At 56.1% G+C, this 26,879-nt stretch carries 31 protein-coding genes; 22 read left to right on the plus strand and 9 right to left on the minus strand.

Annotated features, from left to right (window positions below; genetic code table 11):
- Nucleotides 1-15: 15 nt before the first annotated feature.
- Complete coding sequence (locus QMG44_RS23335) at nt 16-801, plus strand: IclR family transcriptional regulator (RefSeq protein ID WP_020688229.1); 786 nt, start codon at nt 16-18, stop codon at nt 799-801.
- A 378-nt stretch (nt 802-1,179) separates the two neighbouring features.
- Here QMG44_RS23335 and QMG44_RS23340 read toward each other — a convergent pair whose 3' ends face one another.
- The 6 genes from QMG44_RS23340 to QMG44_RS23365 all read right to left on the minus strand — a co-directional run bounded on the left by QMG44_RS23340 (nt 1,180) and on the right by QMG44_RS23365 (nt 5,310).
- The gene (locus QMG44_RS23340; RefSeq protein ID WP_281853283.1) at nt 1,180-1,542 is read right to left on the minus strand and encodes a hypothetical protein; all 363 of its coding nucleotides are present in this window, start codon (nt 1,540-1,542) and stop codon (nt 1,180-1,182) included.
- 35 nt (nt 1,543-1,577) lie between these two features.
- Nucleotides 1,578-2,018 (minus strand): hypothetical protein, encoded by a 441-nt coding sequence (locus QMG44_RS23345; RefSeq protein WP_281853284.1) that lies wholly within the window; start codon nt 2,016-2,018, stop codon nt 1,578-1,580.
- An 8-nt stretch (nt 2,019-2,026) separates the two neighbouring features.
- Complete coding sequence (locus QMG44_RS23350; RefSeq protein WP_281853285.1) at nt 2,027-2,713, minus strand: WYL domain-containing protein; 687 nt, start codon at nt 2,711-2,713, stop codon at nt 2,027-2,029.
- 19 nt (nt 2,714-2,732) lie between these two features.
- On the minus strand, nt 2,733-3,470 hold the full coding sequence (locus tag QMG44_RS23355) for a DUF3944 domain-containing protein (protein ID WP_281853286.1): 738 nt from the start codon (nt 3,468-3,470) through the stop codon (nt 2,733-2,735).
- A gap of 141 nt (nt 3,471-3,611) precedes the next feature.
- The gene (locus QMG44_RS23360) at nt 3,612-4,175 is read right to left on the minus strand and encodes a hypothetical protein (RefSeq protein ID WP_281853287.1); all 564 of its coding nucleotides are present in this window, start codon (nt 4,173-4,175) and stop codon (nt 3,612-3,614) included.
- A gap of 148 nt (nt 4,176-4,323) precedes the next feature.
- Entirely contained in the window at nt 4,324-5,310 is a 987-nt protein-coding gene (locus QMG44_RS23365) for a hypothetical protein (protein ID WP_281853288.1), read from the minus strand.
- 872 nt (nt 5,311-6,182) lie between these two features.
- Between QMG44_RS23365 and QMG44_RS23370 the strand changes: the two genes are divergently transcribed.
- Complete coding sequence (locus QMG44_RS23370; RefSeq protein ID WP_281853289.1) at nt 6,183-6,803, plus strand: hypothetical protein; 621 nt, start codon at nt 6,183-6,185, stop codon at nt 6,801-6,803.
- 13 nt (nt 6,804-6,816) lie between these two features.
- Here the strand turns inward: QMG44_RS23370 and QMG44_RS23375 are convergent, their stop codons facing one another.
- Nucleotides 6,817-7,137, minus strand: a complete 321-nt coding sequence (locus QMG44_RS23375) for a hypothetical protein (RefSeq protein ID WP_281853290.1) — start codon at nt 7,135-7,137, stop codon at nt 6,817-6,819.
- Nucleotides 7,138-7,314: 177 nt separating this feature from the next.
- Between QMG44_RS23375 and QMG44_RS24345 the strand changes: the two genes are divergently transcribed.
- From QMG44_RS24345 to QMG44_RS23400, 6 genes are all read left to right on the plus strand, one after another.
- A complete protein-coding gene (locus QMG44_RS24345) occupies nt 7,315-7,644 on the plus strand; it encodes a putative zinc ribbon protein (RefSeq protein ID WP_404997246.1) in 330 nt (109 codons plus the stop codon).
- A 143-nt stretch (nt 7,645-7,787) separates the two neighbouring features.
- Entirely contained in the window at nt 7,788-8,015 is a 228-nt protein-coding gene (locus QMG44_RS23380; RefSeq protein WP_126797019.1) for an AlpA family transcriptional regulator, read from the plus strand.
- Between the two features lie 289 nt (nt 8,016-8,304).
- A complete protein-coding gene (locus QMG44_RS23385) occupies nt 8,305-8,727 on the plus strand; it encodes a zinc-ribbon domain-containing protein (protein ID WP_232938049.1) in 423 nt (140 codons plus the stop codon).
- Nucleotides 8,715-9,134, plus strand: coding sequence for a putative zinc ribbon protein (locus QMG44_RS23390; protein WP_281853291.1), 420 nt, complete (start codon nt 8,715-8,717; stop codon nt 9,132-9,134). The genes QMG44_RS23385 and QMG44_RS23390 overlap by 13 nt, the downstream gene beginning before the upstream one ends.
- 129 nt (nt 9,135-9,263) lie before the next feature.
- Nucleotides 9,264-9,755, plus strand: coding sequence for an inovirus-type Gp2 protein (locus tag QMG44_RS23395; RefSeq protein WP_281853292.1), 492 nt, complete (start codon nt 9,264-9,266; stop codon nt 9,753-9,755).
- Between the two features lie 104 nt (nt 9,756-9,859).
- The gene (locus tag QMG44_RS23400) at nt 9,860-10,516 is read left to right on the plus strand and encodes a DUF2913 family protein (RefSeq protein ID WP_281853293.1); all 657 of its coding nucleotides are present in this window, start codon (nt 9,860-9,862) and stop codon (nt 10,514-10,516) included.
- Here QMG44_RS23400 and QMG44_RS23405 read toward each other — a convergent pair.
- Nucleotides 10,500-11,105: a DMT family transporter gene (locus QMG44_RS23405; RefSeq protein WP_232937927.1), complete on the minus strand. Its 606-nt coding sequence runs from the start codon at nt 11,103-11,105 to the stop codon at nt 10,500-10,502. The two genes, QMG44_RS23400 and QMG44_RS23405, sit on opposite strands and share 17 nt — an antisense overlap.
- Before the next feature lie 15 nt (nt 11,106-11,120).
- Nucleotides 11,121-11,405 (minus strand): EamA family transporter, encoded by a 285-nt coding sequence (locus tag QMG44_RS23410; protein ID WP_232937925.1) that lies wholly within the window; start codon nt 11,403-11,405, stop codon nt 11,121-11,123.
- Between the two features lie 359 nt (nt 11,406-11,764).
- On the opposite strand from QMG44_RS23410, the gene QMG44_RS23415 reads away from it, so the two are divergent.
- From QMG44_RS23415 to QMG44_RS23480, 14 genes are all read left to right on the plus strand, one after another.
- The gene (locus tag QMG44_RS23415; protein ID WP_232938140.1) at nt 11,765-12,370 is read left to right on the plus strand and encodes a tyrosine-type DNA invertase; all 606 of its coding nucleotides are present in this window, start codon (nt 11,765-11,767) and stop codon (nt 12,368-12,370) included.
- A gap of 434 nt (nt 12,371-12,804) precedes the next feature.
- A complete protein-coding gene (locus QMG44_RS23420) occupies nt 12,805-13,509 on the plus strand; it encodes a hypothetical protein (protein ID WP_281853294.1) in 705 nt (234 codons plus the stop codon).
- Between the two features lie 70 nt (nt 13,510-13,579).
- Complete coding sequence (locus QMG44_RS23425) at nt 13,580-14,260, plus strand: hypothetical protein (RefSeq protein ID WP_232937996.1); 681 nt, start codon at nt 13,580-13,582, stop codon at nt 14,258-14,260.
- 85 nt (nt 14,261-14,345) lie between these two features.
- Nucleotides 14,346-14,933: a hypothetical protein gene (locus QMG44_RS23430; RefSeq protein WP_232937998.1), complete on the plus strand. Its 588-nt coding sequence runs from the start codon at nt 14,346-14,348 to the stop codon at nt 14,931-14,933.
- Nucleotides 14,934-15,016: 83 nt separating this feature from the next.
- Nucleotides 15,017-15,757 carry a molecular chaperone gene (locus QMG44_RS23435; protein ID WP_232938000.1) on the plus strand — a complete coding sequence of 247 codons (741 nt, stop codon included), beginning with the start codon at nt 15,017-15,019 and terminating at the stop codon, nt 15,755-15,757.
- A gap of 10 nt (nt 15,758-15,767) precedes the next feature.
- Nucleotides 15,768-16,394: a fimbrial protein gene (locus QMG44_RS23440; protein WP_281853295.1), complete on the plus strand. Its 627-nt coding sequence runs from the start codon at nt 15,768-15,770 to the stop codon at nt 16,392-16,394.
- 23 nt (nt 16,395-16,417) lie between these two features.
- Nucleotides 16,418-17,131: a hypothetical protein gene (locus QMG44_RS23445; RefSeq protein WP_281853296.1), complete on the plus strand. Its 714-nt coding sequence runs from the start codon at nt 16,418-16,420 to the stop codon at nt 17,129-17,131.
- 32 nt (nt 17,132-17,163) lie between these two features.
- Nucleotides 17,164-17,826, plus strand: coding sequence for a fimbrial protein (locus QMG44_RS23450; RefSeq protein ID WP_281853297.1), 663 nt, complete (start codon nt 17,164-17,166; stop codon nt 17,824-17,826).
- A gap of 20 nt (nt 17,827-17,846) precedes the next feature.
- Nucleotides 17,847-18,539 carry a hypothetical protein gene (locus QMG44_RS23455; RefSeq protein ID WP_232938007.1) on the plus strand — a complete coding sequence of 231 codons (693 nt, stop codon included), beginning with the start codon at nt 17,847-17,849 and terminating at the stop codon, nt 18,537-18,539.
- A 55-nt stretch (nt 18,540-18,594) separates the two neighbouring features.
- Nucleotides 18,595-19,308 carry a molecular chaperone gene (locus QMG44_RS23460; RefSeq protein WP_232938009.1) on the plus strand — a complete coding sequence of 238 codons (714 nt, stop codon included), beginning with the start codon at nt 18,595-18,597 and terminating at the stop codon, nt 19,306-19,308.
- A 346-nt stretch (nt 19,309-19,654) separates the two neighbouring features.
- Nucleotides 19,655-20,560: a molecular chaperone gene (locus QMG44_RS23465; RefSeq protein WP_232938011.1), complete on the plus strand. Its 906-nt coding sequence runs from the start codon at nt 19,655-19,657 to the stop codon at nt 20,558-20,560.
- A gap of 85 nt (nt 20,561-20,645) precedes the next feature.
- Entirely contained in the window at nt 20,646-23,489 is a 2,844-nt protein-coding gene (locus tag QMG44_RS23470; protein WP_281853298.1) for a fimbria/pilus outer membrane usher protein, read from the plus strand.
- A 175-nt stretch (nt 23,490-23,664) separates the two neighbouring features.
- Nucleotides 23,665-25,875, plus strand: coding sequence for a reverse transcriptase domain-containing protein (locus QMG44_RS23475; RefSeq protein WP_232938018.1), 2,211 nt, complete (start codon nt 23,665-23,667; stop codon nt 25,873-25,875).
- Between the two features lie 201 nt (nt 25,876-26,076).
- On the plus strand, nt 26,077-26,879 hold an 803-nt coding region (locus QMG44_RS23480), incomplete at its 3' end, for an FKBP-type peptidyl-prolyl cis-trans isomerase N-terminal domain-containing protein (RefSeq protein ID WP_281853299.1).

Raw genomic sequence — 26,879 nt, forward strand, 5'->3', positions numbered from 1 at the left:
AATAAGGAGCTCTATATGGCCGTAAATGTTTCAAGCTTTGAGGATGAAAAAACCGGCGGGATTCAGGTTATCGCCCGCGCAGCTGCAATTTTGAATGTGCTGGGAAAACACCCTGGCGGCATGAGTCTGGGAGAAATTGCGCAGGAGGTTGCTCTCCCTCGTTCAACGGTGCAGCGTATTGTCGCGGCTTTAGATAGCGCTCAACTTGTGCGTAGCAGCGGGGCCGGTGGCCTGCGTCTGGGACCTGCACTACTCAAACTTATTTCCAGTGTGCACAGCGATGTCGTGGATCTTGTACGTCCCTTCCTGGAGCAACTTTCGGCCAATATTAATGAAACAGTGACCCTGGCACGTGCCAGCGGTACACAGCTGGCAATCATCCACTACGTCGTAGCAACACGGGAATTACGTGTTGTACCTCGTATTGGACTTAATTTGCCGCTCTACAGCACTTCCGGCGGACGTGTGTTACTGGCTATGGAAAGTGATGAAGATGTCCGCATACTGGTAGGCGAAGCCTATGAAGATCTCACCGGAATGACAGTTAAAACTCTTCCACAGCTTCTGGAGCTGATCGCTGATGTTCGTGCCAAAGGGCTGGCTATAGATCTGGGTGAAACTCTTGAGGGTGTCTGCACGATAGCGGTAGCGCTGGACACACTTTTTGGTCGTTTTTCTATCTCATTATTAGTTCCAGCGCCACGTTTCCATAAACATGAAACCTTTTATCGGCAAGAACTCATGCAATGCAAGGAGGCAATAGTTAATGAAATTGGAAGAATAATTTCGGTAGGAGAATAACTAACAACATCAATAATTGTTCTCAACGAAATTTGTTAGGCCGCTTGCACGATCCGGCCTGACCTGCCCCCAGCATTAGATACAACGATCAGTTAGTAATAAGAGTTGACCAGCTTCCCGTTGTTCAACACTAAGCACTGTTAGCTACTTCCGCTTTTGGCACAAAGCAGTCAGACAAGCAGTGGCAGGACTGCTAACGTAATGAAATAATGAGATATATAGTATGGCGAATCCTTCATAAGGGGAGGGACCTTACGGGGGAGGGGTTTATGATGGTTATTAATACGCAGTATTAATACCTGATTTCTTTGATATTACGATTGATACCACCACAGGGTCTGACAACTGATTGTCAGACCAGATATTGTTCAATCGAAACTAGTACTTCATCAGCCAGTCCCCCTGACTGGTGATGACGTTAATCTCTGCCACACCGCATGGGCCTTTAATGTAGACGGCAATCTCTTTGCCGTAAGGAAGCGTTGACGGTATCAGCGGGACAGGCTTGCTGCCTGCGTAGACGGTGGGCATCTTCTGAATCGGGCAGTTCCCCCGGTTAACGACAACATCCTGAATGGTGATGCTGTCAGCCAGTGACTGAACGTGAACGCGCTGCTGGTGTAGATTTGGGTAATAGGGATTTATTACCTGCTCGAGACCAATTCTGACCGGTGCCTCTGCTGCATGTGTCAGAGGAGAAATCATCAGTGCCAGGGTGAGGGCACTCATTGCTGTTTTCATTATTTTTTCCTTATGTTTGCTGGAGTCGTAAAGGTTCACATACGGGTCAGACAGCCTGATTTATCAAACTCAGGCAGAATTTTTGCGGCATTGCTGAAGGTGAAAGTAGTTGAGGTCAGTCCGGTCGCCGTTATATGAATCCGGTGTGACTGACGGGCAGCGTCCCAGAAGGTTTCGAAGTTACTCCCCCCGGCATCAGACAGAGTGTCGTTAATCAGAAAGATGTCGCCATTGTCGGTTTGTGCACGAACGCTGCGCCCGTCATCATTGCCGCTGGTGAGCGTTTTGCCATCGGGTGATGTGTACTGAACGAACACATTGTCCTCCGGTGAACAGGTCAGCAGCAGTTCAGCATTCTGTTTATTCTGTATCCGGTATTCCGTGACACCCTGAACCCAGCTACGGGTCCACTGGTTTACGGCTGCACTGGCCTGAGCTGAAGCAAGAAGCACCAGTGAAAATGCAAATTTTTTCATGATTATCCTTAATTTTCCGTTTCTGCCAGTACCGTGCGGATGTACTGGAAGTGCGGCAGTGAGTGAATGAAATGTGGGTCGGCGGTCAGGGCATCGATGTGTTTTCTGCGCAGAAACTGCCTCGGCGTCAGGCAGACATCGGTAATGCTTTCCAGCAGAAAGACTTGCAGTTGTCGGGCGTACTCTCCGACCAGATACCAGCCGTTCTCGAAATAAATCAGGCGGTAAGGTGCGAACCAGCGGTACTGCTGCCCCTCTGCAGTCAGATCCAGCAGAGTTCGCTCCAGAATGGCCTGTGTGATACGCCAGAAACTGCCGAAGGGACCGGGCTTGCGCTCCGGTGGAGACTGCCAGACGATAAAAGGTGGCTCTACGGAGCTGTCAGTCAGAACCGATATCAGACGGTTATCCATCGCCGGGAACAGCTGCTCCGTGCGGGTTATTCGTGCAAAGTGCAGAATATGCTGGTTGGTGCGCAGGCATTCGTGCTGGTGGGCCAATGACCAGCAACCCTGCTGGTATGTCAGTTCCAGACAGCTCAGGCGTTCACGAAAATCCCGGCGCAGAGTGCGCTCCGAGATACGAAACTCCTGAGACAACCCAGTAACTGACAACCGTTCCCCCATCAGCAGGCGACTGATGATGATCGCCAGCCGTGATGCCATGCGATCGTGCTGTTTTTCTTCCGCAGACATAGTGAAGGGTTTCCGTTGATTACATTGATTTGTATAGATATTGCTGACGAAGACAAGCGACCAGTAGGCAGGCCGGAACCGTAACCCGCCGTGCTGGGCCAGCCATATCGGCAATCAGCCAGCCGGTGCTCATGGCGATACCAACCGGCCCGGCCAGTACACTGATAGAGCGGGTCAGGGTCAGATAAGTCACGATGGGGAGCGTGCGCCCCAGAACAACCTTCGCAAGCGTACTGAGCATCACGACCGATAGACGATAGGCTGCAAAACCAGAAGACCGGACTGCAGTCTGTATCGCCATCAGTATCAGCGGCACCGTTGGTGCGGTCAGTTCCGTGCCCATGCTGTCAGCAAACTCCCGCAGCTCAGCCGAGGACATTTCGCTGAGGCTTTTTTCGAGCATCTTCATCAGCAGGGAGAGCTCGATGGTTTCGGTTGCCTCCTCCTTCCTGTATTTCACGCCCGTATGGTCACAGACATCGCATAACACTTCCCGGTACAACACGCCTTTCCCGCCCCTGAACATACTGGCAATACTGCTGGCACCAAAGGTCTGGATTTCAGCGGCAATCTCCTGCCAGTAATTACGGTGCGCCGGGTGAAAACGTTTGTAGTTGTCGCTGCTGGACAGCGTTTCCGTCCAGCGCAGGGTTTTATCCTTTTGGTCATGGGTAATGAGACTGACCAGTAAATCCAGGTCCTCATTATCACAACACCCCAGAAACCGCAGGTCAGCATCTTCGCGATAAACGGCCATAGCCCCTCCATTCAGGTCTGTATCGTCAGGGCAAAAACGATAACAAACCCGCCTGTAAGGGCATGGCCGGTGCATCTGGAGAATCAGCGTGTTATACGAGTAATGGCGGACAGGTGATGTCCGAAAGTAAAATACAGACGATTATGCTGCGCAGGGCGGAGTTACAGGTGGAATAAACAGACGAATGGCGAGTTGCCCCGTCAGGCGGGTGACGAGCCAGGCGGCACCACCATTGATTACCCCGCCCAGTAACGGGAGCAGCAGACTTTCCCTGAGCAACACGTGGCTGCTTTTCAGTAGCAACGCGTCGCGAACCACCGTCAGCAGCGCGGTCTCGGCCTGAGGCAGGCTCAGTGCGCGGGTCAGTAACCGGGTGATGATGCCACTGATGGTATCCGAGCAGGCATCCCCGGCCAGCGCGCCCCAGCAGAGCAGGCGCACGCGGGGGTCTCCGGGGGAATGCCCGCCGGTGATGGCAACGGCCGCACACAGCCGCATCTGAATGAACAGCGAAGAGCAGACATCGGCGGTGACGGTCAGAGGCAGCAGCGCACCTCCAGTGAGCCCGCAGGCAAAACCTGAGCTGGCAGCTTTAAGGGACTCGTTCAGCACCAGCAATTCAGCTGCCTCAACACGACTCATGCCGTTCTGCAGGTAACAGTCCGCCAGTACTGCGGCAGAGTCCGTGACGGCGGTACCTTCCACCGACAGGGCATATATCCTGTCAAAGAGATGCTGTAATACAGTAATATCCAGACTATCCTCCTTATCGACAACGCCGGATGGTTGTCGGTAAGGTGATATATATCTGTATTTTTTTTATTTCAGCGTTATTTGGAAAGAGTCAGTTAAATCATGATGAAAGTGCATGACTGCGGATCTTACGTGCCTTTACAGGATCAAAAGGAGCAGAAAAACGATTCGGTGAGATTGTTTTATTGTTCAATTCGGCATGAGAGATAAAATTAAGCGTGTGGACAGAATAACTTTGCCGGGCAACCTGAAACAGATATTTCTGAAATGATTTTCCTGACGCTTCTTCAAAATACTTAACAGTCACATCATCCAGTTCATTAAAATCTTCCATAACAATGTTCTCAGGTTTTTTCTGTGCGTCGAGTATTGTCAGTCCTTTTTTCAGAGTGCTACGTGTCTTGTCATTATATATTTCTGTGTTTTTATAATGCTCTGAAAAACCGAAGAAGATGGCAGACCCCGTCCCCTTTGTCACATCCACCCAGAGATCTAAAAATTCGGTGACCCGCATAGCATTAGAATATGCATTCTCATAATACAGGTTGAGATGAATGTAGGGCATACCTGTTGAATCCTTCATGAAGCACCAGAAATAGCCTTTCTTGTCTTTGAGGCAAACGCGTTGTCGCATATTGTTCAGCAACCTGTTCATGTAATCAGAAAGGAGTGTACATCGTTCCTTTATTTCCAGAGTGTTTAATACATCCGGCATCAGTGTTGTCTGCTGGATATTTAATGAAAAACGTAACGAATGAGTGTCAGGGTACAGGCTGATTAACCTGGTATGCTGAACCGTGAGTTTTTTAAGGAGTTGTTCTTTTTTATATAAAAGAGGGTAGGTTAATGCCTTCGCTGCATTTATCATTTCTACTCTGTTATCAAAGTCTACTTCATCAGAAGAATATCCGAGAAGGCTGTTTAACTCCTGAAAGTAAACACGTTCGGAATATGATCGGCTGTCAAAGAAATCCATGCAGTAAATGCGTTGCAGTTTTTTTATTGAACCGATGGTCTGCTTTTTATTTACGGGCTTCATTAGCCCGGCCTTTTTCAGAAATACAAAATCGAAATCTCTTTTTAACATCGATGTGCCCATCCGCAAAAAAAACATACAAGATACATAAAAATTAAGATACAAATTAGTATAAGATGTACTAAGGCTTAGTCAACAACCTCTGCATAATCAGGCATGGTAGCTGGCAGTCTGGGCGTTTAAGCACAGGGTGAGCCCTGCGTGCCGGGAGGCGGTCTCGCATGCATGTGACGGCAGCTCATTGTCCCGAGTTGTGGTGGAGAAATATCAGGTGGGCTATGCAATAATCCACAATGAGCCCGGTTAAACACCCTGCACCGTAATTTATTTTCCGCTTCGCATCTTATACAGAACTGCTTCACCTGCACGCGATAACGCCCACAGTCTCCGCAATATATCAGAATCCCGGTTTCATCGTTATTGCCTGCTTAATATCAATGATGTCGTCAGCTGAATGGTTCTGCTCCTCAGTCTGCGTATTAAGAGGGCTGGAATGCCTTTACATAGCTGATGATATCCGGCCTCGTTTATCACACTGCCCCGCCTTTTAATGGGCGAAATTAATTTGGGTTATTAATATAATTAATAGGGTCATTTGCATAATAATCAGACTGGCTTATGACCCCGCCAGTGGGTTCCTCAACAGGCACGTCATAAACAAGAACCTCAAGCACACGCGGTAAACTGACAGAGATTAAATCTCTTTAAATTACTCCATTTCAATAGAATCATTCCTGTCCTGTCCTGTCCTGTCCTGTCCTGTCCTGTCCTGTCCTGTCCTGTCCTGTCGATTAGTCATCTCACTCTTAAACGTAATTATCATTCCTCTCAGTAAGTTTATACACACCTCACCAATATTACACCGGGAAGTCTCCTGGTGCGCAACATCTTTCTGCTCATAATCCATGCAATGAGATTTAGCCATGATGATTAACTCCCCGGCAATTCCCCATTACACAATTGACTGGTACCTGCAATCACATATCAGCCATCATACCGACATGATGATTAACCGGTATTCCTGTCTTTACGCATTACGCTTTGACTTATTTTACCGTAAAGACACTTGTCGATATCTCAGCAGTAATATCCAGTCTGTGGAATACGAGGTCCGTATATTAATGTCTAAAATGGAACAGTATCCTGCCGTTGTCGGATATTTCTGCGTAATGGAATGGACCGAGGACCATCGCTTTCATGTTCATGCAGTTTTATGGCTTGACGGGCATATCACTCAGAAGCCTTTTGTCTGGGCTGAAAAAGCGAGTGCCGTGTGGGCCTGGATTACGCAGGGGGAAGGGCATTTACACCGTTGTGAAACAAAAGAGGCTTATGCAGCAGACATCAGCATTCCGGTGCGTTACAACGATGCAGCAAGCATTGCTAACATTCGCTATATCCTGAGCTATCTTGCGAAGGTAGAGCAGAAAGAAGGGCTGTGCTGGCATTACTGCAACGAGATTTCGGTCAGGCCTTCTGCTGGTCGCCCCAGGCAGCCTGCAGTCGGTTCAGGCAAGGATAGCAGGGGGAGACCCCCTGTTTAAACCCGAAAAACACTCAGAATGCATTCCGCTGCTGTTGTGTAGTACAACGCAGAAAAGACCCCAAGCCCTTGCTGAGCTCACCGCGTTTTGAAAACAACAATTTCGCATAGTCAGCAGGACTGATGTGAGCATCAACAGCACGGTTGACGGGTTCATCATCCTGTTTGAGCGTGGCTGAATCATAGCCGTAGTAGCGTATGCCTATGCGGTACGCGGAAAGCATCGCTAACTGATCTGATTCGGAATAGCGATTAAGAAAATCCTGCATGTCAGAGGTGCCGGTAATGAGCAGCAGTACTTCCAGCATGTCACGAATTAAATCGTCAATGTGCATTGCCAGTGTCCTTGAGATAAAGGGATCACTGAGATGGGGCCATTTATCTTCATTTCAAGCTGTTACTCACTCCGTCCGATAGCACAACCGCAAAATCATGTTCAGTTCACCCACGATATGCATGGTTCCTGAATATACGCCGCTGACGCGGAAATGGAGGTATTGATGATCACCAGAATGACGTTTGCCCTGACCGGGGAAGGGCATTTCATCAGTGCTGAGGGCGCCCGACAATATCCCTCAGGTCAGTATCGTTGCCTGTATTGCCAGTGCCCACTGTTCGTTTGTGGTGTCTCGCCATACCAGAGCGCGTATTTTCTTCATGACCCTTTTCATCTGACGCCGGAGAGTCTTGAGCACTGTCCCGATGCAGATATTCCCGCAAGGCGAGAAAGTCGACAACAGACGTCTGTAATCTGGTGGCGCTGTTTGCTCTGCCATCGCCATTATTATGGTAATAAACGTTGTTCTGTTTGCCATACGGGCGATCGGAGCATTCCGGCTTAGTCTGCTTTCCCGGGGAGCATGCGGTGGACCAGATCGGTAATTTTTTACACTGTTTCCCTATCCTCTGAGGGAGTACCGGCGTGCCGCTGAATTCAACCACGCCGGTAATCTCCCGTCATTAACCACCCTGAGGGAGACAGCGCATGACCACCCACACCGGAATCACACCATCCATACTCAGCGCAGAAGACCCGCTGATTGATATGACTTTTATCACCACCTGTACCGGCATGACCGATAAATGGTTCTATAAGCTGATTGGCGACGGCAAATTCCCTAAACCAATTAAATTAGGGCGCAGTTCCCGCTGGTACAGAAGCGATGTGGAATCCTGGCTGCGCCAGCGCATTGCTGATTCCCGTGGCGTCTGAGCAGAGGGAAGGTCAGGATGAAAAAACGACGCCATACTCAGGCATGGAAAATCCCGCCACGGTGGACATGCCCCCGTTGCCGGCGACGGTACTGTGGTATCAAACCCTGTCCCGTTTGTTTTCGTCCCTCCGGCACTCCTGCGCAAGCTTAACTTTTCTGTATTCCGGGGCCGGCCTTTGCCGTCACCGACCCGCTGACACATAACTAAACCGCCATTCTCACCCTGCCACGCTGCCCGTACCGGGACGGCTGACGCCTGCGTGTCGTCTGGTGGCAGGGAGCATTACCATGTTTGCAAAATCCTTTATGGCCCTTGACGGTAATGGTCGTCTGACCGGTGCCAGAACCGCACAACAATACCCGTATGACCGCTATACCTGCCACCTGTGCGACAGTGCACTGCGATATCACCCTGAATACCGGACTGAACGTCCGTGGTTTGAACACCAGGCGGCCATGCTGACAGATAACGGAAGGCAGCACTGCCCGTACGTGAAACCGGAAGCCGGAGAGCTGAGGCTGGCAGAGCGTCTGCAGCGGGTTATCCCGGGTGCCCCGCCCGTGGTGCGCAGGGGAGACTGGCACTGTCAGGGCTGTGACAGCGAGTACCACGGCGAACGCTACTGCCTGACCTGCCATACCGGTGAATACAGCCGTGAGCGCACTGGCGAAGATGACCATTCTGCAGAGGTGACGGCATGCGCATGCTGAAGTGTTACCTGGCAAATGACCGTGAAGGCCACTTCGCGACAGCCGGGGAGGCCACGCGTGCACCGGGACAGATATGGAGCTGCACGTCCTGTGGCTGCCGGCTGATACTGCATGTCGGTACGCAGGAGGACCCGTGGTTTGAGCATGACCAGCAGACCGTAGCCCGGCATGTGCTGATGGCCTGCGCCCATCTTGACCCGGAGGTGAAGGCCGAAGCCCGGCACAACAGGCTGCGCAGTATTATTCGTGGACTGGGTGCCCCTGTAATGTCACTTGCCTGGTACTGCGTGTGGTGCGGTGAGCATTATCAGGGGATGAAGTCCTGTCCACGTTGCCTGACCGGTATCTACAGCATCGAAGAGGCGAACTGGCAGAGGAATTACTGCTGCAACACGCTTCCGGGATAAGTCCTGTTTCCCTCCTTCTGCACCAGAAATTTAGCGTGTAACCTGAATCAACAAACGAGAACCCTCATCGTGAATCATTCTGTTTCTGAAATTACCGGGGCTGACTGCTGATCCCCGGCCACCATTCGTATGTTTTTACAACAGGCCATTGACCATTACCCGCGACTGGTGGCGTTCAGCTTTACGCTGACGTTGCCGTACCGCAAGAGCATGACCGATTACCGTGCGCTTATCCTGCGTTTTCAAACCGAAGTCTGGCAACAGATTGGCAAATATTCGTGGCAACGCCAGCAGAAGCGGCGGAGTTCACCACCGACGCTGTTACGCTGGATATGGGAGGCGGCCAGTGCACCAGAATGCAAAATGGTGCTGCTGCTCAACCCTGATACGCTGGGGAGAGTCCACGATGAAAGCGCTCAGCAGGGGATTAGCGAGATGCTCATTGATGCATGGATAGCGGTAACTGGCGCAAATCGTAAAGACGTAACGAATATAACGCCAGTCATCCTGAACCGCGTTGCCCGGGGCGTCTTCACAACGCCCTTTAACCAGTTTACCGCGCAGGTTAAGGCAATGACAGTACCCGTCACTCTCGCCCGGACGAGCGTTATTTGCGCCTGAGTGTACAGCCTGACGATGAGGAAATATGTCACTCTTCGGCGCTGATGTTATCCCCCGGCCTTCAGCCCTTTTCCGCGCTACGTGCTGCCGATATAATCCCCGTCATGAATAAAAAGAATCTCACTGCACTACCTCCCGAAGAATCACTGGCCGACCTGGCGCATTTTGCCTGGTGTGCGCTGGTGGGTTTACGTCTGGCCCAGCAGGACGGTCAGGCGCTGTCGCCGCTGACTGTCCATACCTTCCTGGTGCGCTGGCTGGCGGATGTGCAGAAACAACGCCGGTTTCCGCGTTCTGTTGCGCCCGACATCGACAGCCTGTTGCGTCTGGGAAGAATGAAAGGCCCTGCTGCCGGATTGCTGAACCGGCTGCAATACCTCTGGCAGTCCTGCACGGAGCCGGTTTCGCAGCAGTCGGATTTGTTTCGCCTGACACATGCAATTGAGCACCTGAAATCACTGGGCTGGGTCAGTGCCGTGGTGGCAGATGAGGAGTGGGAGGCCGGCACTCTTTACAGTGAATACGCGGATACATCCGCCTTACTGGTGCGAAAATCAGAACTGCAGCGGTATTTTAACGAACAGGGCCGGCTGACCGCAGCGGTGGAATTTATCGTTGTCGGTGACAGTCGCGTTGCCGGTGATGCCCTGGATGCGCGGGGGCTGCACGTTGTCATCCGGGAACACCCTGCCGGCGGGGGGCTTCTGACGCTGGTACTGGCAGCGGGCGTGCCTGAGCAAGCGTTTACCGGGACGCGCTGAGCGGGGAGGGGCGCAGTACCAGAAAGAGCCCGACCAGAAGAGGGATAACCATCAGTGCCGACAGTGGCGAGATGGTCTGTCCGTTAAGAATGTCATCAAGGGAAAGAGCAATCAGCGGGAAGATAAAATAGACCATCGAGGCCCGAAACGGTGAAACCCTTTTCTGCAGCTGGAAGTACGCCATGATACCCAGGATGCCGGCAACCACTCCCAGGTAGATGACTGCGGCAATGGCACGGGTATCGATATGTGTCAGGCCCACAGGGGTCTGAACGAATCCCACAATCAGCAACATGAGCGCTGCACCCAGGCAGGGAAGCGCATTGCTGGTGAGCACCGATATCCCGCCACAGTGTTTTTTGCTCATCACGTACATGACGGCATGGCAGCCCACGGCCAGCAGTATTGCGGCCACCCCTTTCCAGCTCTGAATTTCAGTGGTGCCGCTCTCGCTGATAATGATGGTTGCCAGAGCCAGCATCACAATCGCCGTCCCGGCGAGCTGCAGGCGTGATACGCCCTGCCGGGTCAGCAGCCAGGAGACTGAAAGTACGGCCACAGGCATTGTGGCAAAAAGCAGGGAGGCCATGCCGGAGGAAACCGTTTATTCTCCGTAAATCATCAGCGAGAAAGGCAGTGAAAAGTAAAAGAGGGCAAGACAGCATTGAAAGCGACGTTTCCCTGCCGGGAATAACAGAGGATGCCCGCCCGCTCTGGCAAGCCCAATCAGGACCGGTGATGCGAGCAAAAAACGCAGGCCCGTTGCCAGCACTGGCGTAAATGAGGTCAGCGCGATTTTCATCGCAATCCAGGTGGTGCCCCAGGTGGCAGAGACTGCCAGAAACAACGCTGCGGTGATAAGTGAACCCGAACGTGAAATGCCCTTCATTATTTTTCCCTTCTGACCGTTTTGTCAGTTATCTGCGGTTGTGTTTGCCCAAAAAAAAGCCCGCAAGGAGTGGGCGGGCAAAACGCGATGTCTGGTACCGCGTACGTAACAGGTGGCGTGGCCGCCTGTATGAGTCATTCTGACTGTCGTCATGGTTTTTCAGCCTGTCAAATCTTCGTGGCGTGTTCTTTGCAGGTTCTTTGCAATAGTGTGCATACAGGACATTTTTGAGACTTCTCCTGTAGTCAGTGTTCATGAGTCATACCCACAGTGGATGCGGGCTTGAGCCCGACGACACAGACGTGAATAATGCCCGGGTGCGGCGTTACCGCACGACAATATTTCTGGAGAAACACTAAATGACCAAACAAAGACGCTACCTGACACAAAGCGAAGTGGAGCAGCTGCTGGAGGCCGCAAAAGCCGGGAGTGCCCCGGAGCGGGACTACTGCCTGATACTGATGAGCTTCGTACACGGGTTTCGCGTGAGCGAAGTGCGCCATCTGACGCTGTCAGACATCGACATGCAGGAGGGCTGCCTGTACATCCATCGCCTCAAACAGGGGTTCAGTACCACCCATCCCTTGCTTGCCAAAGAGATGAAAGCCCTGAAGGCCTGGCTGAAGGTGCGAAAAAACCTGAAGGGGTCAGAAACCGACTGGCTGTTCCTGTCCCGGTGGGGGAGGCCACTGAGCCGCCAGCGCCTGTATCAGCTGATTCAGAACCTGGGTGAAGTGGCGGGAATTTCGGTATGTTCGCATCCGCACATGTTGCGACATGCGTGCGGATTTGCGTTAGCGGACCGCGGCGTGGATACAAGGCTGATTCAGGACTATCTGGGACACCGCAACATCAGGCATACCGTGCGTTACACGGCCAGTAATGCGGGTCGGTTCGAGGGGGTGTGGCGGTTAAAAAATAGGCAAAAAAAGTTACACTTAGGACCAAACTGTTATCTAATATAGATGAGCGCGTTTTTTCCTCAATAAAAAAAGTAAGAATATTCTCATCAAATTATTTCCATGTGTAAAACAACGACATACATCACACCTGTTACTCTCCTGTTATCCTGATATTTCAGCAGGTTAATCACTTTGTCATGTAACCGTAAAAGTTCCCTTCCCCACCGCCCATCCCTCTCTCTCTGTTTGCGCGATACCGAAAACGCTTTCTTCTGATTAATTCAATAATGTTGGCGTGAGTGCCCGCATATGCACTGTTAACTAGTGTTTACCGCTGATGCACTCAATAAGGAGTCAAAATGGTCCTAAATGTAACCTTATTGGCTTGCAGGGCGCGGTGATATTGCCGCGTAAAGGGCCGACTTTCAGGGGAGGGCGCCTCGGCGCCCGGACCCATTCTCAGATGGCTACTATCGCAAATCATTCAGGTGCTACACATGAAAAAGCAAAATGTAAAACTCACCCTGCTGGCCTCACTGGTCACTGGCCTGCTGTCGCAGGGCGCCATGGCCGGCGGTACCACGATTGTCTTCAGTGCCGACGTCGTCAAAACCACCTGTAACGTGGCCTCCCAGCCTAACAATGGCGTTATCAGTGGAGTCTCTACCCAGGAACTGGGGAACTTCACCAAGGATGAGATTTTTGCAGGGGTAACCAAGAGTGCCTCCGTCGGGGACGGGACTTATAACCTGACCCCGAGCACGACGGCTCCGTTAACGCTGACGGTGAATGGCTGCAGTGGTGATGAACTGGCGAGCACTGGCAGTGAGCTGACGTTGATCGCCAGAGGAACAGGGGCGCTGGATACCACCACCATCGACACCGCCAACGACCTGTACGGTGACCCGGGCGTTGACCATGGCTTTGGTTTTGCCCTGGGTTATCAGATAACCGATAACAGTACGGGTACCGCCAGGACGAACAACGGTCTGACAGCGTCGGAGACGACGGGATTCATTGTCCCGTCTAAGGGGGGCATTCCTGTCTACAAAGCCAAACAAACAGGTACGTCGGGTGATCTGGGGAATATGGATGTCAGTGTGGTCATCGCACCGCAGATTGCCTCGTGGGCTGGAACGTCGGGTGCCGTGAAGTCTGGTGACCTCTACTCATCGGTGACCTTCAGCGTGGCCATGAACTGATTTATCCGTGCTGCGTGCGCACTCGGGCGCACTGTCGATATCAATAGTTTCAATTATTCAGGTGTAACACATGAAAAAGCAAAATGTAAAACTTATCCTGCTGGCCTCACTGGTCACCGGCCTGCTGTCGCAGGGTGCCATGGCGGCAACCCAGGGCTCCACCGTAAAATTCCATGCCAGCGTGCAGGATACCACCTGTAACGTTTCTGCCCTCAATGGTACTGCCGGTGCGGCGTCGCCGGTGGATTTTGGGTATTTATCAGTGGCTGACATCGCAGCCGGAACGCCAGCACAACCGGTCGGGACGGGGTCGTACAATCTTCTAGCATCCACGGTGACGCCAGTTATGCTGACGGTGAAGGGATGCTCTGGCACTGAATTGTTGCTCGGTAAGGGACTGGAGTTGTCTGTGAACGGTGCCGGTGCGAATAGCCCTGCAGGTGATAAAGCGTCCGCCAACCTGTATGGCGATGCCACAACGGACCACGGTTTTGGTTTTGCGCTGGGCTACTCGCGCACTGACAACAGTACGGGCAATGCCAAGATCAACAACGGCGTTGCGGATGGTACAGGATTTATCCTCCCGTCAAGCGGCACCCTCCCTCTTTATAAAGCCACGGCAGCCAGTAATCCTGGTGACCTGGCCCTGATGGATGTCAGCGTCGTTATCACGCCGCAAATCGCCTCATGGGGCACTGCGCAGGAAGGAAAACTGACCGTGCCGGTCACATTTAACGTAGCCATGAACTGATTTACCTGAGTCGTGCAGTGGGGTGGGGTATTGGCCCTGCCCCGTCTGCCGGACCGTGGGCCGGGGTTATCGGAAAGGGACAAAGATGAGTTTTGTACGCTACCGCCTCTGTGCAACCGTTTTTATGGCTCTGGTGGCATGCTCTGCCCGGGCGTCAAATGAGCTGACCCTGGCGTTTTCCGTCTCGGTTGGCAGGTCAACCTGTGATATGCGGCTTAGCACCGATGAGGGAGATACATCCCGCTCCGTACATGACGTTGACCTGGGGCGTTTTACCCGGGCCGATTTTAGCAGTAACCGGGTCAGGCTGGCGGGTGAGAATGCACTGGTGATGTTTTTCCCTGAGCGCGCATGCGCCGGAAAAAACCTGCGCCTGCGGGTGCAGGGGCCGGCCGCCAGCGGCTCAAGGGGGCGCAATTGGGGGGACCCGCACCGCGCTCTGGCGTGGGGGATGCGCCTTAACTGGTCGGAGAATGGTCACGCGGGCCGGCGCCCGCTGACGCCGGCCAATAATACGATAGATCTCACGGTGCCGTCAGGACGCATTCAGCGTGCAGGGAATGCCGTACATGGCCTGGTCTTCTGGCCGGAGTTGAGAACGTGGGACTACCACCGCGTCGTGGCCGGGACCGCACTGTCCATGCCACTGGTCTTTTCGGTGGTGTACGACTGAAGAGCAGGGCGGTGGCGCCGTGCTGACGGAGTGTCCGGGTGCCTGAGTATCCGGGTGGAAAACCAGAGATGTAAAGGACACGTATGACAAAAAACACAGTAATGAACTCAGGCTGGCGTGGCGTGTGCGGTCTGTCGCTGGCGCTCATGGCGCTGGTTATGCCGGTGTTACCGGCGCAGGCTTTTATGCTGTCGAGCACCCGGGTGGTGATGCCGGAAGGGCGACCAGTGTCTGTGGGGGTTATCAGTGGAAGTAATGAGGGCGTGCTGCTTATTCGCTCCCGGGTCACGCGCAGTCTGTCATCGGACGTGCCGGTAACCAGCGTGATGATTTCCCCTCCGCTGTTTCGCCTGGAGAAAGGCTCGCGCGGTACGGTTCGCCTACAGGCGATGCCGTCCCCGGAGGTTCCGCAGGACAGGGAGAGTGTTTTTTACCTGTCGGTGGCGGGTATTCCTTCCTCTAATCCCCTGAGTCCGGGGGCGGACAGGGTGGCTGCGGGAGTGGTGATTGGGACCGGTCTGCAGGTGAAGGCGTTCTACCGGCCGCGCAGCCTTGATGGTGTGGCAGCGGAGCCCTGGAAGTCTCTGACGATTTCGCGGGTACCGGGCGGGGTGAAAGTCACCAATCCGACGCCTTTTCATCTGACGTTTTCGCGCATGGACGTTGACGGCAAACCCGTGACGTTTGATGCGCAGCACCCGACCATGGTGCCCCCGTTTGACAGTCAGGTGTACGGCGTGGCCAGTACGGTGAAAAAAACCCTCCACTGGACGGCGGTGAACGACATTGGTGGAGAAGAGAAGGGCACGAGTGCCGTTCAATAGGGGCGCAATAATGCTGAATAAAAGAAAGACATCAGGGTGGGTGCGGCACGGTGCGCTGCACGTTTCTCGCGCGGGGCTTTTTGTGCTGACGCTGTGTGCCGCAGAGGGGACAGCGCACGCCGACGTAACCCTCAGGGCGCTGGCCAACCTGACGGTGGGCTCCTGTGACGTGGTGCTTGATACCCGGGGAACAACCATGCCGATGCGCGGCGTTCTGGCGAGTGAGTTTGACACATCTCAGACCGCGACGCTCATCCCCTTTCAGCTGCTGGTTGAAGGCTGTAACAACACGAAAAGCGGTCACCATATAAGCATCACAACTACCGGAAAAACACTTAATGCCGACTCAAATGTGTTTAATGACAACCCGTTATCAGACGTGGGGTTCATGCTCAAGGAAAACGGCACCGCCAGCCCGAACTACTGGGCGGGCACAAAAGAAAATTACTACGGCGCGCCAGGCACTGTCGCCAGTGGCTCGTCAAGTCAGTCCACCGGGTTGCTCGTGGATGACCCGCTTGCCATAACCCTGAACTACTTTGTGGGGTTTGTGACCCCCCTGCAGGGGGCCGGGCTGGTGAGTACCACGCCGCGGCACGAGAAGGCAAGCATTACGTTTAACGTTATTTACCAGTGAGGCAGGTTATGCGGAACCAGTCAGTGCGAACCCCGGTCGTGCAGAGCCTGGGCACAGAGCAGGGCGGGACGGTGAGGTATCACCGGTGCAATCCCCTTGCAGGGCCCGGCCTGAGCCTGCTTCTGATGCTGGTCCTGAGCGTGGCCGGGATGCGCGAGGGGGTTGCAGGGAGCACGGCGCTCGTCAAGGGGGATGTGGCGGAAAGCACCTGCAATGTCGATATGGTGGGTGATGACGGTAAACCCACGGCAATCTACGATTTGCAGGTTGAGGACCAGAGCGTGGGAGCCCTTCAGAGCGGGGGTGTGTACGGTTTGTATCCTCTCACGATAGAGCTGAGAGATTGCTACGGTGTGGTCTATGACGCCAACAGTAAGTACACGAAAACGGTGGGCGTTATCGCCACCGGAGCCACCACTGCACCGTATCTTTTTCGACGCCAGGGAGGAGGCACGGAAAATAATGCCGACCCGACCTATGGGTTTGCCATCACGGGAACTGACCCCAAAGGGAAGAGTATGAACTGGACTCCGGGGGTGCTGATTAACGATAGCCAGATGCTCACGGCGAGCGGGAGTGTGGTGGATCTCCATAACAACAGTTCGACGACGACGGTAAAGGCCATTCCGTTCTGGATAGGGGTGAGCTGTGGCGACAGCACCACCTGCGCTGCCGTTCAGTCGGCCATCGGGGGAAGTCTGCGGGCGGATATTGAGTTTACCTTTAACTATCAATAAAGCCTGAGCGTTAACACAAAAAGCTGAGTGAAATGACTATGAAAACACACTGGCAAAAGACTGTACCGACCCTGGTTCTGCTCGCGCTGATGATGGAGCTCGGGAGTTCGGGAGCCCGAGCGGCAGGCGACTCCGTGGACCTGACGTTTAAGTACACCGTACTGCAGGGGACCTGCAACGTCAGCGTCGGAGACGACGGGACCAGTGGCGCACTTAATTTTGGTGATATTTCCACCGCCAGTTTGCCCGCGAAGAACTGGGATCCGATGACGCTGGTGCAGGGCGGGCAAGCGAAGTTGCCCTTCATCGTGCAGTTGAGAGGCTGTTCAGGGGTGGCCGGAACGCCCAAGCCCGCGCTGACGCTGACGGGGAAGACGGATGCATATACAGCCAACTCCACAAACAAATCGTTCATGTTCGTTGACCCGGGCTCAACGGCGAAAGGGGTGGGGTTTGCTATCTACAAAATAGACGGCACGGCATCGACTGACCTGGTGGCTGAGATAACATCAGGAGAGCAGGACTCAAGGAAGTACATCTATCTGAAGAACGCACCGGGGGGGGTTGCCCCTGACCAGGATGTCACACTGAACGCCATCGTGACTTGCGGCTCAACGTGCGGTGCCGCGGACAAGGCGAAGATGAAGACGGGCGACCTGATGGCTCAGGTGACATTCGACTTTGTGTACCACTGAGCGGTGACGGGAGCATGACGATGTTATTGAGAAAACAGAAAAACCTTAATGAATTGTATTCGCTGTTGTTGCGCGCGGGCCCTCGTTTTGCGGGACATCGTGGCACCAGTCTGATGCTGGGCGCGGCGTTGTTGCTGGGGGTGCCCGGAAAGGGTCAGTCAACCCAGACACTGACGATGACGGCCAGACTCATGCAGTCCCCCTGCGCGGTGAACGTGGACAGGACTGACGGGACCTACACACTGGCGTCGGTCAAGGCACCGGACATCTGGGGGGCAGCCGGGTACATCCAGCCATCGACTCAGAAAATTACGGTGACGCTGTCGGGGTGTGGTGCAGGGGATGCCTCGACGGCACCTGTCCTGACGATGTCCGGCGATAAGCCTCTGGTGGCCGACCTTAAGACGCCGGGGGCGAACACGTTCCGGGACCAGGGGACGGCTGGCGGCACAGCGAAGGAGTTTTTCATCGGTGTGGCGAAGAAAGCGACGGTAACGGCGTGGCCAGCGGACTTTTACAGTAGCGGCGACAGCATCGCGTTCACCACCACAACCACGGGCAGTCTTGTGGCGAAAGGGGGGACCGGCGAGGGGGCGAAGGCGGAGGTCTGGGCGGGGGTGGCCAGCGGGTTGCCGGGCACCACGAGCGACAAGAGCAAGGCGCGTGCGGGTTCGGTGAATGCCACGCTCACGTTTACCATGACTTATAAATGAGGGCGCGGGGATGGCAATGAGGACAGTAAAGGCGGTAACAGCGAGGACGGTAACAATGAGAGCGCTGCAGAGGTTCATCATCGGCGGTGTACTGATGGCACTGGCGGGGTCGGCGCTGGCGGGGGTGGGTTTTTCGCGCAGTCGCATGGTGTACCCGGCGGGCAGTCAGTCCATCAGCCTGAATGTGAATAACAGCGGTGACATGCCGTACCTGATTCAGGCGAAGGTGTCGTCGGATACGCTGGGCAGTGTGCCGGCACCGTTTATGGTGACACCGCCGCTGTTTCGCCTGGAGGGACAGCAGAGTGCCATGATGCGCATTATCATGACGGGTGCTGCGCTGCCGGCGGACCGGGAGTCGGTGTTTTACTTCTCCGGTCGCGCCATCCCGGCGTCGGAGTCAGGCGTGGGTGGGGAGCAGAGTGCGGAAGGAATAGGTGCGAGCGTGTCACTGTCGATGCGCAGCGTGATGAAGGTGTTCTACCGGCCCAGGGGGCTGGCAATGAGCCCGGCGCAGGCGGTGGAGAAGCTGGTGTTTGCACAGACCCCGAAGGGCGTACTGATTAAGAACCCGACGCCGTACTACCAGTCGTTTTCGGATCTGGTATTTGATGGTCAGCCGCAGAATCTGGACAGTCAGCCGTCGATGGTGGCGCCGTTCGGTGAGTTGCTGATGCCGTCTGCCACCCCGGTGTCACAGATAACGTGGCGGGTAATGAATGATTTTGGCGGGGCGACGGAGAAGGCGACGACGCCTGTGCAGAAATAGCGAATCAGCGGTATGAAATTAACACCAGGGTCTGCGCCTGAATAACAATAAAAAGATGAAAACAGACCCGAGATGAAAACTCGGAAGATAAAAATGAAGAATAAAAATCAGTAAAAAGAAAAGACACAGAAATACAGATGCAAGCCATCGCGAAAATAAACGCGAAAAATAAAACCGAAAAATAAAGAAGACGTAAAACACGTCATCACTTTTTAAATTCCGGCCAGCCTGGAACGGGCACCCTTACGCCTGAAACCGGGAGCGCTGGAAAGTCATGGCCGGGCCAGACCCATGAAACAGTGGGTACCGGACGAACTGACACATGAACATAAAGCGGGAAAAGACCATGCGAAATCACAGGAATGGAACACAGCCACAACCGGACGCATCCGCAGGTCGCCTGCATGACTCGCGTCGTCACCACGCGCTGGCGCTCATTATGCTGATGGCTGTCGCGGGCGGAGGTGTGACGCATGCTGCAGAGACGAACACCCGCTTCCCGGGCTTCGGACTCAGCCTGTCGCGCGTGGTGGTGACGGCAGATGATCGCAGCAGCGGTCAGGTGTACGCCGTGAACAACTCCGAGAACGTGTACTTGGTGCAGTCCCGAATCTGGCCGGCAGACGGTGTAACGGGGTATGCGGTAGCCGACAAACCGGGCACCCCGCGTGCGACCGTGCCGTTTATGGTCACGCCGCCGCTAAAGCGTATCGAGCGAAACGGTATCCTGCCCCTGCGTATCATTACCCTGCCGCAGGCCGCTGCGCTGCCCACTGACCGCGAGTCCCTGTTCTTCCTCTCCTCAAAAGCCATTCCGTCACAGGACAGTTCATCTGCTGCGGGCAAGGCAAAGGGCGGGGCAAAAGATACTGGTAAAGAGGTCACTCGCGATACCGGGGAGGCGGAGGGCGCACGCCTGTCTCTGGCCCTGCAAAGTTTCATCAAGCTCTATTACCGCCCTTCCGGGCTCGGGGCGCACGCCATTTTTGACGGCAACGTGGCGGACAAGCTCACCTTCAGCCGCAGCGGTGACCATCTGACGGTCACCAACCCGACACCGTACCACATCACCTTTGGGTTGCTGACTGTGGCGGGTAAGCCGGTCGATGCTGACAGCCGGCGCGTGATGGTGCCGCCTAAGGGGGCGCAGTCTTACCCCGTCCCGGCCGGCACCCCGATGGGCGAGGTGACCTGGCAGATTATTGACGAGTTCGGCCTGATGACGGACCTGTGTCGCCAGCCGCTTTCCTGAGGCGTGGTCGGACACACTCATGCACGAATACACGAAAGACATGAACCACGAAAACACACGACACACAGAGCAGAGTGATAAAAAAATGAAGAGCATTCACGCCACTGAGTTCCGCGCCGGACGCCGGACACCGACAGCGTCACACCCCCTGACCGGGCTGCCGGTGTGTTTTCGCGTCCGTCCTGTCCTGCTGCTGCTCCTGCTTTCCGGCGGCTGCGGCACAGGCGGTGTGGCGCAGGCGAAAGAGTATTTTAACCCGGCGTTTTTAGACGACGGCAGCGGCCAGGCTATTGACCTGTCGGCGTATGAAACGGCCGGTGGCGTGGCGGAAGGCAGCTACCTGATTGATATCTGGATGAACGGTAAGCAGGCCAGCACCCGCCAGGTGCGCTTCAGTAAGGCGGAAAACGGCGAGATAATCCCGGAGCTGACGCCGGCGATGCTGAAGGCAATGGGCGTGGCGAATGACCGCATTGAGACCCTGAAGGCCCTGCCGGCGGAGAAACCGGTGGGCGACCTGAAAACGGTTATCCCCGGGGCGACCGTGACCTTCAGCATGCTGAAGCTGCGCCTGGACCTGACGGTGCCGCAGGTGGATATGCTTGAGCAGGCGGACGGCACTGTCGACCCGTCCCTGTGGGATGAGGGGGTGCCGGCGGCGATGTTCAGCTACATGATGAGCGGCTCGCAGACCAGAATGGATGGTCAGTACGGCTCGGGTGATTCCACCTCTGACAGCGTGTTTGGCTCGGTCAACGGCGGTCTGAACCTCGGGGCCTGGCGCCTGCGCTCGACCATGACGGCCAGCCAGTATAAAAACAGTGGCAACGGATATGACAGCACTACCAGCACCACGGACTTCAGTAACACCTATGTGCAGCGCGACATTCAGCGCCTGCGTTCCTCCCTGCGCGCCGGGGAAAGCTCGACCGGTGGTACCGTCTTTGACTCGGTGCCGTTTCGCGGGGTACAGCTGACCTCTGACGACAGTATGGAGCCCAGTTCGAAGCGTGGCTTTGCACCGGTGGTGACCGGGATTGCCTCCTCGACGGCGCGCGTGAGCGTGCGCCAGAACGGCAACCTGATTTACGAGACCACCGTGCCACCGGGGCCGTTCCGTCTGAGCGACCTGTATAACGCCGGCAGCGGTGAGCTGGAGGTGACGGTCACCGAGGCGGACGGGACGAAGCACGTCTCAACCCAGAATATCAGTACCCTGAGCGTGATGAAGCGCCCGGGCGCGGTGGAATACGAAGTGACCGCCGGGCGCTACTCCGGGAACAACAATGTCCATACCGGCAGTCGCGACCCGCTGTTTGCGCTGGCGACGGCCACCATTGGTCTGCCGTGGAACATGACAGCCTACGGCGGCGTGCTGGGTGCGCAGAACTACCAGTCTCTGGCGGTGGGGCTGGCGGTATCGCTGGGCATCATCGGTGCCGTCTCACTGGACAGCACCCTGGCACATGCCCGTATTGAGGGTGACGGCGAACCTGACCAGACGAAAAACGGGGCGGCGTTCCGCGCCCAGTACGCCAAGACCGTGGACGAGACCGGCACCTCCCTGAACGTGGCCGCCTGGCGTTACGCGACCCGGGACTTCCTCTCCTTCCAGGATGCGGTGACCAGCGGGTACGGGCTGCAGGACGGGCAGGCGCCGTGGCTTAATGAGCGCCGTCGCAGCTCCTGGCAGGGCAACCTCAGCCAGTCCGTGGGGTCGCTGGGGTCGGTGTTCCTGCGTGCGTCCCGTGACGACTACTGGAACTCCACCCGGGTGGTGAACACCATCGGAGCCGGTTTCAGCAGCAGCATTAAAGGGGTGAGCTACTCCCTGAACTACGACGAGGACCATACCCGCGCTGAAGATGACTCCTGGCCGGTGAACCGCCAGGCCTCACTGAACGTGTCGGTGCCGTTCAGCCTGTTTAACCCATCGTGGGAAGCGGTGCGCAACATGAATGCCAACTACAGCGTGTCGAACGACAACCACGGGCGCACCTCCCAGCAGGCCGGTATCAGCGGCTCCTTTGTGGACAACAAGCTTTCGTGGAGTGCCAGTCAGGGTCATGACAATCAGGGCGGCGGGACGAACGGCAACCTGTCCCTCGGCTGGAGCGGCGGACGCGGCAACGTGAGCGGTGGCTACGGCTACAGCCCGAACACCAAAACCATTAACGGCTCGGCGAGCGGCGGGGTGGTTATCCACCCGCACGGCGTGACCCTGACCAGCATGCTCGGTGATGCGATGGCGCTGGTTGAGGCCCCGGGCGCGGCGGGCGTGAAGGTGGGTAACACCACCACCGACAGCCGTGGCTATGCGGTGGTGCCGTACCTGCAGACCTACCAGCGTAATCAGGTAATGCCGGACACCACCACACTGCCGGACGGCGTGGAGTTCCAGGACACCAGCGCGAGTGTCTACCCGACCCGCGGGGCCCTGGTGGAGGCGAAGCTGCGTACCCGTGTGGGTCGCCAGGCGATGCTGACCCTGAACATGGGGGGCAAGCCGGTGCCGTTCGGTGCTCTGGCGGCGATGCCGGGGGAGGACAGCGACGTGGCCTCCATCGTCGGCGACGCCGGGATGGTGTACCTGACGGGCGCTCCGCAGAAGGGCACCCTGCAGGTCAAGTGGGGCAACGACGCGAACCAGCAGTGCAAAGTGGATTATGACTTAGGCCCGGTGCTGAGCGCGGACAAGGTGAGCAGCAGCGCGCCGGGGGCAAACATTGCGCAGATGACGCTTAACTGCGTGCCGGTGGCGGGCGCAGGCGAAAGCCAGAACCCGGACCAGAATCAAAACCAAAACGAAGCGGTACCGTCCGCGCCGGACCTGCTGGCGGCAGGGGATGCGGCAAACGCCCAGCCCGCTGAGCAGAACAACGCGCAGGCCGGCACGCAGACCGCAGCCAGCACGAAGGATAAGCACTGACGGCCGGCGCACAAGCAACGGCCGCCGCCCCACAGGGCGACGACAAACACTGAATCAGCAGCACGCGCAGTGAGCAGCATAGACAGCACATCAGCACGACCAGCACAAACACCGGGGCAGTGGCCGAAGCAGTGGCCGCTGCCCTGAGACCGAAAAAGCACGAAGGAGTGAGACCATGACACTAATTGACCACAGACCTGAAGACGGCGCACACGCACGCATGACGCAGGCCTGGCAGTGGTTGTGCGAACAACGCGCGACGGCCCCTGACCAGGCTGACATCTGGCACATCCGCTGGGAGCAGCTGAGCGCCGGCGAAGGTTGGCTGACGAAGCTCACGCACCGCGTGCTGCGCGGCGACTACCGCCTGACGCCGCTGCAGCTGCACGGCAAAAACGAGCACCGCAAGGCCGTCTGGAGCGCACAGGACGCCCTGGTCCTCAAGTGGGCCGCACTCAGCCTGCAACACCTGCTGCCCACAACCGCAGACCCGGATGAAAAAAAAACCGACGCCGCTGCAGCATCAACATCAGGCACCTCTGACAGCCCGGATACCCGGCACTATAAGTGGGTGTGCCGCACCGACATCCGCGGCTACTATCGCAATATCAGCAAACAGACCCTGATAAACCAGGTCAGCCAGCACGTCACCAGCCCGGTGCTCAGGGACCTGGTGGCGCAGTACGTGCACTACACCGTGGAAGACGGCGGGACGTTCCACACCCCACAAACGGGCATCAGCCGCGGCTGTCCGCTGAGCCCGCTGATGGGGGCGCTGCACCTGTATGACATGGATGCGCATTTTGCAAAACAGCAGAACATTCACTACGCGCGCTACATGGATGACGTCATCATCCTGGCGAAAACGTGCTGGTCACTCAGAAAACACACGAAACGGCTGATGCAGTGGTTCAGTGAATACGGCTTTGAGGCACACCCGGACAAAACGCAAATCGGCAGAGTGCAGAAGGGTTTTGACTGGATGGGTGCCTGGCTGACACACGAGGGCGTGACGGACGTTGCGCCCCGTGCGAAGGCCAACCATCGTGAGAAGGTGCGGCGGCTTTATGAGCAGCTCGCGCGGTTACCAAAGTGGAAGCGCAAGAGCGCAACCCCGAAGGTACACGCCCGGGTGTCGGCATACCGCAAGCGGTGGTATATATGGTCCCAACTACTTTTGGCCTGCGCCGGTTCAATTACAAGCGTGACCGCCGTAGCCGACAGGGATATCGTGGTATTGTCAGGCTCCCTACCAGCAGCAGGCGCAACCCTGCCCGGCGGAGACTTCGACATCTCGTGGGACAGTCCCTATGTGTCGATCGACGCAGATACCTCCTACTCTTCCCCCGGGTCCACAATCGCCGGACTCTCGGGGACTAACGCTACGCAACCCGTGGGCTCAACTAGCGGAGGCGTGAAGTGGGGTGTACCTATCGACAACCACCCGGGCGAGTATGGAATCAAGACTGACACCAACCTTTTCCTGAAACTCAAGGGTAGCTACAGGGTCTGCGACTCGCAAAGCCTCGACTACATCGGGGGTACGTGTCTATACCCCGTGCCGAGGTCAACAACGGCGCTGCGCTACGCGTACGCGGAACTCAACCTAGACGCCAGCCGAAGCACTCTATGCGCCAGTACAGCTACCGTAACCACGGCAGGCGGTTCAAATGGTTATCTCTGGCGCGGAGGTGCATCCGTTCCAAACAATGCCATATGCGCCCTCGGGTTGCCCTCCAGTGGGAGTGGCTCAAGCTCATATGGAAGCGGAGCCACCGCCGGGACTATTACCATGACCCCCATCGCTGGGAACGGTGTGATGGCGGGAGCTACCCACATAACGTCTCTTCTAGCCTGGTACAAAAATTTACCGGCCGTCGTGCTGCCAAAGCCACTCAATATCATTATCGCAGGCTTGACCTGCACCGTGGCACAAACCGCCCCGGGAACCGCGAGAGACTTCGGTAATGCCTCCACCGACTCACCTGTAAATACGCTCATCTCTTCCCTATCCGCCTCGGACCTCGGCGTTACCATCAGCTGTATCGGGGCCAACACCGGCGGCGGGGGGCCGACAACGCTAGGTTACACCCTCTCCCCGTCGGGAGGGGGTACGGTCGTAGGCGGCACCCAACTAACCACAACGGCCCAACCGTCCTTCTACATGCTCTTTTCAAAAAACAACACAGCAGGATGCCTCCCGAGTGCGGCAGATAAGATAAAACTTGACGGCAGGACATCTGTCCAGGTCGCCTCAGTCCCCCCAGGTGCTTCTCAATCAGACATCAACATCCCGATCAGCGCGTCACTCTGCTCGACCGGGGTGGGCACTCAACCGGCTGGGGTATACACCATGGCAGCTACGCTATCCCTCGTGTCGTATTAGGATGCAGACTACACGGTGTTCCGGTAACTAAATCGTGCGAAACCACCACCGATCCTCACGGGCACAAAGGTATCCACCGACCCACTGTACGCGCTTGCGTACGCGCCCTCTCGGAGGCGTCCGGATACTATCGTTCGCCAACGAGGTGTCGTCCCACTCGGTGCATCAAAAACCGAAAAAAAAGAAGAGGAACATACGTACATGAAATCCGTAAAGAAAGGAATGACTCTCCGGGGCCTCGCCGTGCTCGTATTGAACCTGGCTCTAGCCGGCAGTGCAACCGAATCCTGGGGTGAATCCAGTACCAGCAGCGATCCCCAGGTTGCAACACAGCTCGGCAGCCGCGAACCCGACACCCCAACCCTAATGGGTGCCGACCAAGCAGGGACTATGATTGCGACACTGCAGAAACAACTGGTTGAACAGCAGTCCCTGCTGCGGCAGTTGCAGGAGAATATGGGCACCGTGAAACCCAGCGTGGTGGCAGATGCGGCGGCCGCTCCCACCTCCATCCCAACGGATAGGGTAACCGCGCCGGCAAACACCGAACGATTGGTGCCGGGGGCAGCCGAACACGCAGGGGCACCGACCGGGGTGCCAGAGACTCCACCGGCCTCCGCGGCCGTGGCTTCGCCTGTTTTGACGGCCACACCGGTCGACGCGGGTCAGCCCTCTGCTGCAGCGCCCGCAGCCAGCAGCGCCCCAGTTTCCGCGCAGACCGAAGGCCCGCAGACCGCCGCCCAGCGGCAGGCTTATGCCAGTGGGGTGTCGGTGTGGCGTGAAATTGAATCCTCCATGACGGCCCAGCGCAGCATGGGGATTGAGCTGGACCCGGCCTGGGTGATGCAGGGCCTGCAGGACATGGCGAACCGCCAGCCGCTGCGCATGAGCCGTGACCAGGTGGACACCATCATGGTGACCCTGAATGAAATCTACATGGAGAAGGCCCGCGAGGTGCGCGAGCGCCAGCAGACCGAAGGGCGGGCGTACCAGTCGGCCTTTAT

Source organism: Enterobacter sp. 200527-13, assembly GCF_027924865.1.
GTDB classification, from domain to species: domain Bacteria; phylum Pseudomonadota; class Gammaproteobacteria; order Enterobacterales; family Enterobacteriaceae; genus Enterobacter; species Enterobacter ludwigii.